Source organism: Polaromonas potterensis (assembly GCF_033446725.1).
In the GTDB taxonomy this organism is placed as follows: Bacteria; Pseudomonadota; Gammaproteobacteria; order Burkholderiales; family Burkholderiaceae_C; genus Polaromonas.
This window is the reverse complement of sequence record NZ_JAWQLX010000009.1, coordinates 165,533-178,086: the sequence shown is the minus strand read 5'-3', so window position 1 is coordinate 178,086 and position 12,554 is coordinate 165,533. Positions and strand designations below refer to the sequence as shown.

Genomic DNA, 12,554 nt, shown 5'->3' with positions numbered 1-12,554 from the left:
CATTTTCGCAGCATTGCCTCAAGACAATATGGGATGCAAAAGAATTCAATTCCAGTAGGACGCGCGCATGCCACTTGAGAAAATTGGACCCTTCGAATACCGGCATTTTCAGCCGTCATTGCCGGCGATGGACAAGGAGGGCCACGAGCTTCAACATCACCCGGTGGTGATCGTGGGCGGCGGGCCCGTAGGGCTTGCCACCGCACTCGGTCTGGCCAACTGGGGTATCCGCAGCGTGGTGATAGAGGCGGATGACTCGGTCTGCGAGGGCAGCCGAGCCGCCTGCATCTCGCGCCGCAGCCTGGAGATCGTGGAGCGGCTCGGTGTCGTGGCTTCCTTCATGCGCAAGGGGCTTCCGTGGACCCGGGGGCGCAGCTACTATGGCACACAGGAGGTACTGGTGTTCGACATGCCCTCGCGCGTGAGCGACAAGTACCCACCGATGATCAACCTGGAACAGTACTACATCGAGCAGTACCTTCTGGATGCGATTGACGCCGCCAATGCGCATTCACCCGGGACGATCGACATCCGCTGGGCAAGCAAGGTGGTGGAATGCAATCCGCGCAGCACGGGGGTGGCGCTGCGCATTGAGAACACCCTGGGCACCTACCAGACGGATGCGGACTGGGTCCTTGCGTGTGACGGGGGGCAGAGCTTCGTGCGCACCAGCCTGGGGCTCGAATTGCGGGGCACCGGCTACCAGGGGCGTTATGCCATCGTCGACATTGAGCTGGCCAGCGAGCACCCGGCGGAGCGCCGCGCCTGGTTCGATCCACCATGGGCGCGTGGAACCACCATCCTGATGCATCGCCAGCCCGACAACATCTGGCGCGTGGACTACCAGCTGGCTGCCGGCCTGGATTCTGCGCAAGTGCTGCAGCCGGAGCAGATACGGCAGTTCGTGCAGACCCATCTGGACGCGATTGGCGAGGGGCACCTGCCGTGGATCCCTGTCTGGACATCAGTCTACCGCGCGGGAGCAATGACGCTGGACAGCTATCGATACGGTCGCATCCTCTTTGCCGGCAATGCGGCCCATGCGATGCCCATCTTCGGGGTGCGAGGGCTCAACTCAGGCTTTGACGATGCGGATAACCTGATCTGGAAGCTGGCAGCCGTCCTGCAAGGACGTGGTACCGATAAGCTGCTGGACAGTTACAGCACGGAGCGCGTGCAAGCCTTTCACATCAATGCCGAGAGTGCCATGCGCAGCACGGAGTTCATGTCACCCCCTCACCGGGGATTCGAGCTGATGCGGGAGGCATGCCTGTCACTGGCCGGTCGCCACACGGGGATCGGGCGGCTGGTCAATCCGCGCCAGACCCATGCCATCACCTACGCACAGTCGCCACTTTCATCCGATGATGGTGACGTTGTCGAGGGCTTGCCTCTGGGCGCGCCTCTGGTGGATGTGCTGCTCCGTGATGGCGTGCACCTCACCGACTTGCTGGCGCGCCACGCGTTCACCGCGCTGGCATTCGGCCCTTGCGCCGCCCTTGATGGCATCGCCGCGGCAGTCGCTTCGCCGGACTGGCCCTTCCTGCCCTGCCATGGTGTGGTCGTGACGACGGACCGTACGACTACCGCAGGGCTCCATGCCTATCAGGGGGCTCCACTGGACGTCGTCTATCTCGTCCGGCCGGACGGGCACGTTTGCGGCCGCTGGCATTCACCCTCTGCAGACACCGTGCTGGCGGCCATTGCGTTGGCCTGCGGCGCTGAGAAAAGGATACGCCCATGACTTACGAAGCCGCGGTTCAGGACCGCATTTATGCCCGCTGCAGCAATGCCATCGCCGATGCCGGCCGTGAGCGCGAGGCGCTGTTCCTTGCGCGCCTGGCGCTGCTACTTTTCGAGCAGGTCGGTGACGAGCAGCGTTGCCTGGATGCCATCGATGCGGCCTTGGACGAGTTGCCCATTCCTTCCCTTTCTGCTGGCTGACCGGCCAGCATTACCTCAACGACCAACCTAGGAGAACCCATGAGCCGCCGCCATTTTCTTATTCATGCCATCGCCGCCGCTGCGCTGGCGTCTACGCCCCTTGTCCAGGCACAAGGGCAGTACCCCGACCAGATCATCAAGTGGGTGGTGCCCTACCCAGCAGGGGGCGGCACCGACAACCTGGCACGCACGCTCGCTGAAAGCATGCGCGCGGCCCTGGGCCAGCAGATCGTGATCGACAACCGACCCGGTGCTGCCACCAATATTGGGGGCGAGCTGGTCGTCCGGGCCAAGCCTGATGGCTACACCGTGATGTCGGCCGACAACGCGGTGCTGGCATTCAACGAGCATCTGTTTAAGAAGTTGCCCTTTAGTCCGGAGAAGGACTTCTCGTACATCGGCGCCATCGGCAAGTTCCCGCTCGCGCTGGTGGTGCACCCCAGTTTTCCCGCGAAAAATTATAAGGAATTTCTTGCGTACGTCAAAGCCAATCCGGGGAAGGTGAGTTATGCCTCGGTGGGCAATGGCTCTCCGCATCATCTGGCGATGGAGTTGTTCAAGAACCGGACCAGCACCTTCATCACGCACATTCCTTACCGGGGCGCGGCCCCGGCCATGCAGGACATCATGGGGGGGCAAGTGCCGGTGATGTTCCTGGACCTGGCCTCGGGTCTGTCCATTATCAAGAGCGGCAAGGTCAGGCCGCTGGCCATCGGATCGCAGTCACGCTCTGCGTTGTTACCCGACGTGCCTACGCTCGCAGAGGTCGGGGTCACCAATGCGGAGGTCTTTGCATTCCAGGGCCTGCTGGGGCCGGCAGGCATGCCCGCTCCCGTGGTGACGCGATTGAACCAGGAGCTGAACAAAGCGCTGGCTGATCCCGTGGTGCTCAAACGTTTCACGGAGTTCGGCTTTGAGCCCCTGCGCCTAACGCCGGAGGAATTCAAGAAGCTGGCCCGTTCCGAATCCGTGCGCTGGGGTGAGGTGATCCGTGCCAACCAGATATCCCTGGATTGACGGAACCATGAACACCGCCACCACAAACACCCGGCCCATCGAGGGCCTTCACCACTTCGCCTGGCGCTGCCGGGATGCCGAACAGACCCGGCAGTTCTACGAAGACCTGCTGGGCCTGCCCCTGGTGCACGTGATCAAGAAAGACCATGTGCCCAGCACGGGGGAGTATTGCCCCTATGTGCACATCTTCTTTCGCATGCGGGATGGTTCCTGCATCGCCTTCTTCGATCTGGGTGACAACGTGGCCGCACTGCCATCGCCCAACACCCCGAGCTGGGTCAACCACATTGCATTGCGCGTTGCGAGCCGTGACGATCTGAACGCGATGAAGGCTCGGCTTGAATTCCATGGCATCGAGGTGGTCGGTATCACGGACCATGACGGCTACATAGAATCCATCTACTTCTTCGACCCCAATGGCTTCCGTCTGGAGCTGACCGTCGAAGTGGCCGAGCCCGACGTCGTGCACGGTTTTGCACGGGAGGCGCACGAGGCGCTTGCGGGCTGGACGGTCGAAAAGCGTTCCGCTTCGACAGCTACTATGCAGAGGACATCATGACGAGACCGTTTCTGGATCTGCGCCTGGCAACGCGCCGCAATGGCACGCGCGACGGCGAACTGATGCTGGTGAGCCCTGACGGGCAATACTGGCTGCCTGCCGGCCCCGCCGCGAAGACCATGCAGGCCTTGCTCGACAACTGGGACGTGCAAGCTCCTGAGCTGGAACGTCGTTGCCGTGCGCTGGATGACAGTGGCTGGAGCGAAGGGTTGCCATTCGAAGCGAGCCAATGCATGGCACCACTGCCCCGGGCCTACCAATGGGCGGACGCATCGGTGTACCGTAACCATGCCCGCCTCATTTACCAGTGGCGCAAGGAGCCCATTCCGCCGCGCTACGAGGACGAACCGCTGGTGTACCAGGGCGGGTCCGATGTCATGATCGGCCCACACGACCCCATCATCGCGGGCGACGAGGCCCACCTGGTGGATCTGGAGGCAGAGATTGCCGTGATCACCACCGATGTGCCTCTGGGAACCACCGTCAAGGAGGCCGCCGATTGCATCGCACTGGTGGTGTTGCTCAATGACGTATCGCTGCGTGGGCTGATTCCTGGCGAGCTGGCCAAGGGCTTCGGCTTTTACCAGAGCAAGCCCGCGACGAGTTTTGCGCCGATTGCTGTCACACCTTCCGCTTTGGGCACAGCCTGGAAAGACAACATGCTTGATCTGCCCGTGCGCATCGAGCTTAACGGCGAGCGTTTTGGCGAGCCGCACGCCAACAGCGAAGTGGTCTTCAACTTTGCGCAGATCATTGCGCACCTGGCGCGTACCCGCAGCCTGGTTGCGGGCAGCATCGTCGGCGCCGGCACCATCAGTAACGCGGACCCGGCATCGGGCAGCGCCTGCATTACCGAAGCGCGGGTGCGCGCCCAACTCGCTGGTGTGCCAGAGGAGCAGCTGCAGCCCTATCTGCGCCATGGCGACCGGGTACAAATCCGGGCCGTCGGGCGCCAGGGAGACCTACTTTTTGGATCCATCGATCAGCGTGTCGAGATACTATCTCGACCTTGACTGCTGCCCGCGGGCACTGGAAAGGACCATGAGTCCACCACGGACAAGAGACTCTCGGCTTCCCGCAGCCTCAGTCTGGTGTGACGAGCGGCGGCCCCTTCGATATCGGTTTTTGTACCGATGTGGTCAAGAACACTGCCGCCAATCACTACACGCAAATCAATCGGGGTGTTTCCTACGCTCTCGGGGTCGCCCGGGTCATGGACCAGCGGTGCGTTCACAAGAACGGCGTGCCAGTTGCCGCACTAGCGAAGCTCAACGCTGGGTGCGCGCATTCCCTTGGGCATCGGGTATGCCCCGGTCTCTTGTGCCCAGCTCTCCTGCAATCATGCGAAGAGCGGCGCCGCGAGCAAGAAAACGATTGGCTACGTCTACAACCTGTCCGACGGACATTGTTGCGCGGTGTGGTGTGAGCCCGTATCTGATGCCTGTCGGCGCCTCTTTCAGGAGAACGAAAGAGAGCGAGTTCCTCCAACTTTTATGATGCAGTTCCGAGGAAAGACCAGTGACGTTGTTTATGACTTTATAAATGTGTGTTGCCATTTCGATGGGGGGCGCGAGGCTGATGCAATGACCCTCCCCGCCCGATCTGAACGTGGTTCTTGTGGCGCCTGCTGACCTAGCGCTCCACCACAGGCAACTGCAGCCTGCAGCCTTTCACGCCCCCAAGCTGTAGTGTGTACAACGGCGGTCTGCCATGAGGGACTTGCTGAAAATGCTGCGCATCGGCGCCGGACAACGAGAGTTTGAGGCGGCTTCCTGCGGACAGTTTCCAGCCGATGGGCAGCATGGGGATCTGAATAGTCTCCATCACAGATGGGGTCATGCGTTGTGCGTTGTTGCGCGAGTAGTCTCGAAAGGGCCACGCAGTCTGGTAGTTGTCTGGCGCTTCACTGACTTTGCGGTGTGCCAGGCGCAGACACCCTTCGTTGATGTAAATCAGCCGGCCGTCCACGTCGACTTCCGAGAGATAGGCAAAAATCGCGCCGTCGCTCTCGCTGCTACTGAGAGTCAACTCCAGCAAGACATGCCCCGCCAACTCGACATCGGTTTGCAAGGGATCGGAGATGAAGGACGTCATTCGCGCTTCGTGCTCAGGCCAGTCTTGGTAATACTGCACGATAGGCTGCGCCGATAGCCGCTCAAAACGCGTATGGCACCCGCTGGATACAGTGAATTTGGTCTGAAAGCTGACCGACTCCTCGGACGCCGGTCGCTCTGGAAGCAACTTTTGATCCTGCAGATACCAGAACTTCGGCGATGCCGCAGGAGGCCACTCAGGCGCATTGCGCCACGCCTCCGCATGCGTGCTGAAGTAATGCACGGGCTGCTCTGCCTCCAGGCCGGTGTTGAGTCCCGCGAGGTGGTGGTCAAAAAATCGCAGAACTTCGGAAAGAATGGAGAACTCCGGCGCACTGCCTGACGGTGAGCGCCAGGGAGAACCGTTGGCTCGCGCACCATGGTCCCATGGACCGAGCAACAAGCGATCGTTCTTGCCCCTCAGCGTCAGGAAGCGGGAGATGGAGCCCTGCACAAACGCGCTGCCGTCGTACCAGCCGGAAACGGAATACACCGCCACCTTGCCCGCTACTTCCTTCAAGTACCAGTAGGGGCTGCAGGCGCCACTGTGAAGTTCGGGGTCATGCAGGCATCCTTCTTCACGGAAAGACATCTCGGGCGCCATGTCCCGCAGTATGAAATTGTCCTTGTGCTCTTCAATGGCCTCAGACAACAGCGATCCTTGCGGATCGTCGTCCACCGATGCCGGGCCAGCGTAGCGCGGGTCGCTGAAATAGGCGTAGGCCTTGAGTTCGTCTCTCAAATCCCAGTCCAGTGCCCGGATGAGATCGTCATAGTTAGATGTCACCGCTTTGCACATGATCCCGCCGGGAAACACGTGATCGCTGTAGGTATCAGAGACGGCAAACAGGGGGGCAATGGCCTTGACAGCCGGATGCCCCGTACTGCCTAGAAAGCATGAGGCAGCGCCAAGGTAAGAGATGCCGGTAGCTCCGATGGCACCGTTACACCACGGCTGCGAGGCAATCCACTGCGCCAGGGCGAGATAGTCTCCACGTTCTTTGGGCGAACGGAAAGCATCACGCCGACCAAAACTAGCGCCACTTCCGCGCACGTCCAGTACTACCAGCGCGTACCCACGTGGAACAAAGAAGTCCCTGTAGATGGCAATATTGGGCGCCGGCTCAGCCCCTGACGCGGTCACCTTGAAACGCCTGTAGTAAGGTGTCATGACGGCAATTACAGGGACAGAAGCCGGGGGAACATCTACGCCGTTGCCTTCGGGAAAATAAACGTCCAACGCAAGCTTGCAGCCATCTTGCATGGTCAGGTAGCGTGAGGACGGAGCACCAACCTTCCAGCGTGCAGGTCGTCCCTTGCAATATTCACTGGGGGGAATCGTCCACGCTTTCCCGTTTACATCTGAATCTGACATGCTTCTTGTTTAGTCCAGGTTGATGTTGAGCGACTTGATCAGTTCGCCCCAAATTTTTGACTCTTGAATAGCCCTCGCCTTGATTTGTTCGCTGGAGCCAGGGATTGGAAAAAGGAATTGCTCGTTCAATTTTTTCTTGTTGCTTTCATCCTCCAGGAAGGCCGTTACGGCACCGGAGAGCTTCTTGACCACATCGGGCGACATGCCCGCCGGCCCAACCAGCGCATACCAACCAGGCAACGCGGGCATCTCGGGTGCCAGGTCTTTGATCAGCGGAATCTCAGCCATGCGGCTTGCGCGCTTGTCTCCAGACTGCGCTAGGGCGGTGACAGTGCGCGCTTCGAATTGCGGCAGTGCAGTCACCGTGGTCACGCACATCAAGTCCGTTTCACCGGAGACGACAGACATCAGCGCAGGGCCCGATCCTTTGTACGGGATATGCCGCAGGTCCAGCTTCAAATCCTTGGCAATCTTCTCCATGTACAGGTGTGTCGAATTGCCTAATCCAGCGCTTGCAAAGGTAAGCTTGCCGGGTTCGGATTGAGCCTTTTTCACAAAATCCGACCAATTTTTGATACCGCTCTTCTTGCTAGCGATGACCATGAAGCTCGCATCGGCCACGGGCGATATGAACGTGAAGTCATTGATCGCGTCGTAAGGCACTTTTTTGTAAAGATGCTGGTTAAAGCTGACCAATGACACGCTGGTCAGAAAAATGGAGTTCCCGTCGGGACGCTCCTTGGCAATGATGGAGGACGCCAAAATGCCATTCGCACCTGGCTTGTTATCCACCACGACAGACGTATTGAGGTGTTTGGACAAAAACTCCGCCAGTTGGCGGCCGGTAGCATCCGCGCCAGATCCGGGCCCTTGTGGAATCATCAGCTTGATAGGACGCGTCAGGAAATCCTGACCAAACGCATGATTTGCTCCCATACTGGCAACGGCCGCAAACATGACGAGCGTACGACGCTGAATATCGCTATTTTTCATAACTTCCTCAGATTGATCACAAACCGAAAATTCACCTTTTACCGCGCAAAAATAGACCCATCGGATCGCAACAAAAGATCATGAAATGCTGCAGCCAAGAATCTGCCATTGAATTTGAAGGTGATTTTTTATTATTTGGGTTTATTCGGCTTCAGGCTACTGAAATTAATCAATGCATACATTAGGAATTACTCATGCGTGATCTGTATGGCGAATTCGCTTGGGCACGCAAGCTGAAAGTCCGACATCTGGAATCGCTGCTCGTACTGGACGAAGCTGGCACGCTGACCGAAGCAGCGGCAAGGCTGCACTTGACGCAATCGGCGATGTCGCACTGGTTGGCTGAGATGGAAAACCTGGTTGGGACGCCCATCGTGATGCGAGGTCGGCGACTGGAGCTAACGCCTGCGGGCAAACTGATAAAGCAGTTGGCAATCCGCGTATTGGGAGATGTTTCACGAGTGGGGAAAGCGCTCGACGCAGTCGCTCAGGGCAAGGCTTCGCGCCTGCATGTGGGCAGCGTTTGGGCAGGCGTGGCAGGCGTGCTTCCCGCTTCAATCAGCCAGTTTCAAGTCATGCACCCGGCCGTAGCCATCACCGTGACCGAGGGACACTTCAGCAGTTTGCTGGAAGGGCTTGCGAGAAAGGAGCTGGATGTGGTGATAGGAACCATTGACGCGAGGGCCTATGACTCGGGGCTCCACCACGAAATCCTGTTTGAAGATGGCATTTGCGTGGTCGTAGGAAAAGGAAGCCCGCTCTGGAGAGACACGTCAGAGCACAAGCTCAGCGCCTTGGTAAACGAAAACTGGATCGTGCCCCCGCACGGGACGTCGATGCGAAGCCAACTAGACTCCGCGCTCGTTGACGCAGGCGTGCCATGGCTTCAGCCTAAGGTCGAAACTTCTGCCATTACCACCTTGCTCGCCCTGTTGCACTGCGGTAACTACATTGGGATCTGTTCTGAAGAAATGACCCGCTACCAGGTAGCGCGCGGAACGCTACACAGACTTTCTATCGATCGCGTGCTCAAATTTGGAGCCGTGGGCATTTTGTGGAGTACGGATGGCTTTTCCGAAACGGTCAATGATTTTGTGAAAATTGCAAAGGAAATTGGCTCCAGGACGAATAGAAGCCTCAGCGTTCACCCCATCGCCTGCGGCCCTGATGACTTCCGACAAACCACTTGAGCCTGTAGGCGCCGATGCGAATTTAACCAGGGGTGCCGATATTGACTGACCATGCGCCATTGGCCTGTAGCCCGCGATTAGCCTTGATCTTTTCGGATTGATGGGTGATCGATGATTTTCGGCACCTTGGTCAATTTCGCATTGGCAGCAACAGCGATGGCTCGCTTCAGGATAGGCGGATTCAGTTTGGCATCCTATTCCTTGCGTTGTTTGGGGTGGTGCAATTCTTCATCTGCACGGGCTGTATTCGCCTTGTCCAGAATAAAGTCAATAAACGCGCGCGCCGCGCGGGTCTGGTGACGATCAGGCATATACAACATGAACATCTGGGTGCCGAAAATGCTGAGCCGGTATTCGTCCAGCACCGTCAGGATTTCGCCGGACTGCACAGCGTCCAGCACCACGTAATCCGGTACCAGTCCAACCCCCAGCCCAGCCAGAATAGCTTGGCGCAGGAAAGGGAAATGCTCCGAAATCAGCGTGGGCTCCAGCGTGACTTCCTGGCGTTCGTTGCCCAGGTAGGCGGAGACACGCAGTTGCCGACCAATCACCCCGGAGGTGATCAGCGGTGCGGTGCGTAACTGTTCCAGCCGCGTGGGCAAGCCGTGCTCGGCCGCATAAGCGCTCGATGCGCAGGCCAGGTAGCGCACGGCGCCCAGTTCGCGCGCCACCAGGGTGGGCGGCGGTTCGGGCATCACGCGGATGGCGATGTCTACCTCGTCGCGCATCAGGTCATCGACGCGATTTTCGAACAACACGTCCAGCACGATGCCGGGGTAGAGGCGCTTGAACTCGATCAGCCAGTCCGACATAACCATTTGTCCATAGCCACTGGGCACGCTCAGGCGCACGCGGCCCTGCAGGCTCTGCCCCAGGGTCGAAACCGTTTCCTGGGCTGCAAGCAACTCATTCCGGATGCTGAGGCCGTGCTGGTACAGGCGTAAACCGACCTCGGTCGGCTCTACCCGGCGTGTTGTACGACGCACCAATTGCAGTCCAACCGATCGCTCCAGCTGTGTCAGGTGGTAGCTGACATTGGCCCGGGTCATTTTCAGTTTGCGCGCTGCCTGGCTCAGGTTGCCGGCGTCAAGAATCTCGACGAGCAAGGTTAAAGCGGAGGGTTCCATGATGGATGAATGTAAAAAATTATTTGACAGATTGTCAATGATATATGCAATTGTCAAGAATGATTGATCGAATAACAATCTATGACTACTTACGTTCTCATCATGGTTCAAGATCAGGAGACTCCTCACATGGCTTTCGATGCCCTTTCTGACGTTGTCAAAACCGAGCGCCAAAGCGGCGTTCTGGTGGTGACCATCAACAATCCGCCGGTCAACGCGCTTGGCGTGGCTGTGCGTCGCGGTCTGGCCGCCGCCATGGACGTTGCCGAAGCCGATACTGGCGTGGCTGCGGTGCTGATTGTCGGCGCCGGTCGCAATTTCATCGCCGGGGCCGATATCCGCGAGTTCGGCAAGACGCCGCAGCCGCCCTCGCTGCCCGAGGTCTGCAGCCGCATCGAAAACTGCGCCAAGCCCGTGGTTGCGGCCATCCATGGCGCAGCCTTGGGCGGCGGGCTGGAGCTTGCGCTGTCGGCCCACTACCGGCTGGCTGTTCCCTCCGCCAAGCTGGGCCTGCCTGAGGTTCTGCTCGGTCTGCTCCCCGGCTCCGGTGGCACGCAGCGCGGGCCGCGCCTGATGGGCGCCAAGGCCGCGCTGGACCTGATCCTCAGCGGCCGCCACGCCAACGCCAAGGAAGCCCTCGCACTCGGCCTGATCGACCGCCTGGGAGATGGCCCGGACGCCCTGGCAGAGGGCCTGGCCTATGCCCAGGAACTTGTTGCCGGCCAAGCCCCCGTGCGACGCACGCGCGACGCAGCCGCGCTGGCCGATACCGATGTCAGTCGTGCCGCCCTCGACGCTGCGCGCGCTGACACCGCCAAAAAGAGCCGCGGCCTGTTCTCGCCGATGAAAATCATCGAAGCCGTCGAGGCAGCACTCACACTGCCTTTTGACGAAGGCATGGCGCTGGAGCGCAAGCTGTTTTTGCAATGTGTCGACAGCCCGCAGCGGGCTGGCTTGATCCACGCTTTTTTCGCCGAACGCGAGGTGCTGAAGGCGCCGGAGACCAAGGCGGCCAAGCCGCGCCCACTCGAATCCGCAGGCATTGTCGGCGGCGGCACCATGGGTGCGGGCATTGCGGTGGCCATGCTGGACGCGGGCATGCCCGTGACCATGATCGAGCGCGACGAGCCCAGTCTGGCGCGCGGCCGTGCCCACGTCGAGAAGGTGTACGACGGTCTCATCAAAAAAGGCCGCATGACGCCCGAGGCCAAGGCGGTCGTGATGGCGCGCTTCTCGGGCGCCACGTCTTACGCCGCATTGACACAAGTCGACATCGTGGTTGAGGCCGTGTTCGAAGACATGGCGGTCAAGAAGGCCGTTTTCGCCGAACTCGACCGCGTGTGCAAGCCCGGTGCCGTGCTCGCCACCAACACCTCCTACCTCGACATCGACGAGATTGCGGCCAGCACCTCGCGCCCCGGCGACGTGGTGGGCCTGCACTTCTTTTCGCCGGCCAACATCATGAAGCTGCTGGAGATCGTGGTGCCCGCCAAGGTCCGTGCCGACGTGGTTGCGACCGGCTTCGAGCTGGCGAAGAAACTGAAGAAGGTGCCGGTGCGCGCTGGTGTGTGCGACGGTTTCATTGGCAACCGCATTCTTGCGGTGTACCGCCAAGCGGCCGACCACATGATGGAAGACGGCGCCTCGCCCTACGAGATTGACGCGGCCGTGCGTAACTTCGGTTACCCCATGGGCCCGTTCCAGGTGTCTGATCTGGCCGGCGGCGACATTGGCTGGGCTACACGCAAGCGCAAGGCCGCCACACGCGATCCGAAAGCGCGTTATGTGCAGATTGCCGACCGCATCTGCGAACGCGGCTGGTTTGGCCAGAAGACGCAGCGCGGCTACTACTTGTATCCCGAAGGCGCACGCACCGGCGTGCCCGACCCCGAGGTGCTGGCGATCATAGACGCCGAGCGCGAACGCGCTGGCATCACACCACGAGCCTTCACTGAAGAAGAAATCATGCGCCGCTACATGGCTGCCATGGTCAACGAAGGCGCCAACGTCGTGCACCAGGGCATTGCGCTGCGCCCGCTCGACGTCGACGTGACCTTCATGTACGGCTACGGTTTTCCGCGCCATCGCGGCGGCCCAATGAAATACGCTGACACCGTGGGCCTGCCCCAGGTGCTGGCCGATATCCGCGAATTCGCCAAACAAGACCCGCTGTTCTGGCAGCCCTCGCCGCTGCTGGTGCAGCTGGTCGAACGCGGCGCCGATTTCGCCAGCCTCAATCAATCCGAATAAGGAGTT

Annotated in this window: 10 protein-coding genes; 7 read left to right on the top strand and 3 right to left on the bottom strand. The window is 59.9% G+C overall.

Annotated elements, in window-relative coordinates; translation table 11 throughout:
* The first annotated feature begins 67 nt into the window (after positions 1-67).
* From R6254_RS16815 to R6254_RS16795, 5 genes are read left to right on the top strand one after another with little or no spacing between them, the layout of a single operon-like run.
* The gene (locus R6254_RS16815; RefSeq protein WP_318408499.1) at positions 68-1,744 is read left to right on the top strand and encodes an FAD-dependent monooxygenase; all 1,677 of its coding nucleotides are present in this window, start codon (positions 68-70) and stop codon (positions 1,742-1,744) included.
* Positions 1,741-1,944, top strand: coding sequence for a hypothetical protein (locus tag R6254_RS16810; RefSeq protein ID WP_318408497.1), 204 nt, complete (start codon positions 1,741-1,743; stop codon positions 1,942-1,944). Before R6254_RS16815 ends, R6254_RS16810 begins: the two co-directional genes overlap by 4 nt.
* A 39-nt stretch (positions 1,945-1,983) precedes the next feature.
* Positions 1,984-2,961, top strand: coding sequence for a Bug family tripartite tricarboxylate transporter substrate binding protein (locus R6254_RS16805; RefSeq protein WP_318408496.1), 978 nt, complete (start codon positions 1,984-1,986; stop codon positions 2,959-2,961).
* A 7-nt stretch (positions 2,962-2,968) separates the two neighbouring features.
* The gene (locus R6254_RS16800) at positions 2,969-3,520 is read left to right on the top strand and encodes a VOC family protein (protein WP_318408494.1); all 552 of its coding nucleotides are present in this window, start codon (positions 2,969-2,971) and stop codon (positions 3,518-3,520) included.
* Positions 3,517-4,533 carry a fumarylacetoacetate hydrolase family protein gene (locus R6254_RS16795; RefSeq protein WP_318408493.1) on the top strand — a complete coding sequence of 339 codons (1,017 nt, stop codon included), beginning with the start codon at positions 3,517-3,519 and terminating at the stop codon, positions 4,531-4,533. The genes R6254_RS16800 and R6254_RS16795 overlap by 4 nt, the downstream gene beginning before the upstream one ends.
* Positions 4,534-5,152: 619 nt before the next feature.
* Here the strand turns inward: R6254_RS16795 and R6254_RS16790 are convergent.
* Both R6254_RS16790 and R6254_RS16785 read right to left on the bottom strand, forming a co-directional pair.
* A complete protein-coding gene (locus R6254_RS16790; RefSeq protein WP_318408491.1) occupies positions 5,153-6,877 on the bottom strand; it encodes a CocE/NonD family hydrolase in 1,725 nt (574 codons plus the stop codon).
* A gap of 120 nt (positions 6,878-6,997) precedes the next feature.
* Positions 6,998-7,981: a Bug family tripartite tricarboxylate transporter substrate binding protein gene (locus R6254_RS16785; protein ID WP_318408490.1), complete on the bottom strand. Its 984-nt coding sequence runs from the start codon at positions 7,979-7,981 to the stop codon at positions 6,998-7,000.
* Positions 7,982-8,175: 194 nt separating this feature from the next.
* On the opposite strand from R6254_RS16785, the gene R6254_RS16780 reads away from it, so the two are divergent.
* On the top strand, positions 8,176-9,171 hold the full coding sequence (locus R6254_RS16780; RefSeq protein WP_318408489.1) for a LysR family transcriptional regulator: 996 nt from the start codon (positions 8,176-8,178) through the stop codon (positions 9,169-9,171).
* 194 nt (positions 9,172-9,365) lie between these two features.
* Here the strand turns inward: R6254_RS16780 and R6254_RS16775 are convergent, their stop codons facing one another.
* Entirely contained in the window at positions 9,366-10,298 is a 933-nt protein-coding gene (locus R6254_RS16775; RefSeq protein WP_318408487.1) for a LysR family transcriptional regulator, read from the bottom strand.
* A gap of 129 nt (positions 10,299-10,427) precedes the next feature.
* Here R6254_RS16775 and R6254_RS16770 point away from each other — a divergent pair, with 129 nt between their 5' ends.
* Positions 10,428-12,548: a 3-hydroxyacyl-CoA dehydrogenase NAD-binding domain-containing protein gene (locus R6254_RS16770; protein ID WP_318408485.1), complete on the top strand. Its 2,121-nt coding sequence runs from the start codon at positions 10,428-10,430 to the stop codon at positions 12,546-12,548.
* Positions 12,549-12,554 lie beyond the last annotated feature (6 nt).

Bases quoted from the DNA above. Each gene is read 5' to 3' on its own strand.
- R6254_RS16790 (WP_318408491.1), bottom strand. From the start codon at position 6,877: ATGCAAGATGGCTGCAAGCTTGCGTTGGACGTTTATTTTCCCGAAGGC.
- R6254_RS16775 (WP_318408487.1), bottom strand. From the start codon at position 10,298: ATGGAACCCTCCGCTTTAACCTTGCTCGTCGAGATTCTTGACGCCGGC.
- R6254_RS16810 (WP_318408497.1), top strand. From the start codon at position 1,741: ATGACTTACGAAGCCGCGGTTCAGGACCGCATTTATGCCCGCTGCAGC.
- R6254_RS16800 (WP_318408494.1), top strand. From the start codon at position 2,969: ATGAACACCGCCACCACAAACACCCGGCCCATCGAGGGCCTTCACCAC.
- R6254_RS16815 (WP_318408499.1), top strand. From the start codon at position 68: ATGCCACTTGAGAAAATTGGACCCTTCGAATACCGGCATTTTCAGCCG.
- R6254_RS16785 (WP_318408490.1), bottom strand. From the start codon at position 7,981: ATGAAAAATAGCGATATTCAGCGTCGTACGCTCGTCATGTTTGCGGCC.
- R6254_RS16770 (WP_318408485.1), top strand. From the start codon at position 10,428: ATGGCTTTCGATGCCCTTTCTGACGTTGTCAAAACCGAGCGCCAAAGC.
- R6254_RS16780 (WP_318408489.1), top strand. From the start codon at position 8,176: ATGCGTGATCTGTATGGCGAATTCGCTTGGGCACGCAAGCTGAAAGTC.
- R6254_RS16805 (WP_318408496.1), top strand. From the start codon at position 1,984: ATGAGCCGCCGCCATTTTCTTATTCATGCCATCGCCGCCGCTGCGCTG.
- R6254_RS16795 (WP_318408493.1), top strand. From the start codon at position 3,517: ATGACGAGACCGTTTCTGGATCTGCGCCTGGCAACGCGCCGCAATGGC.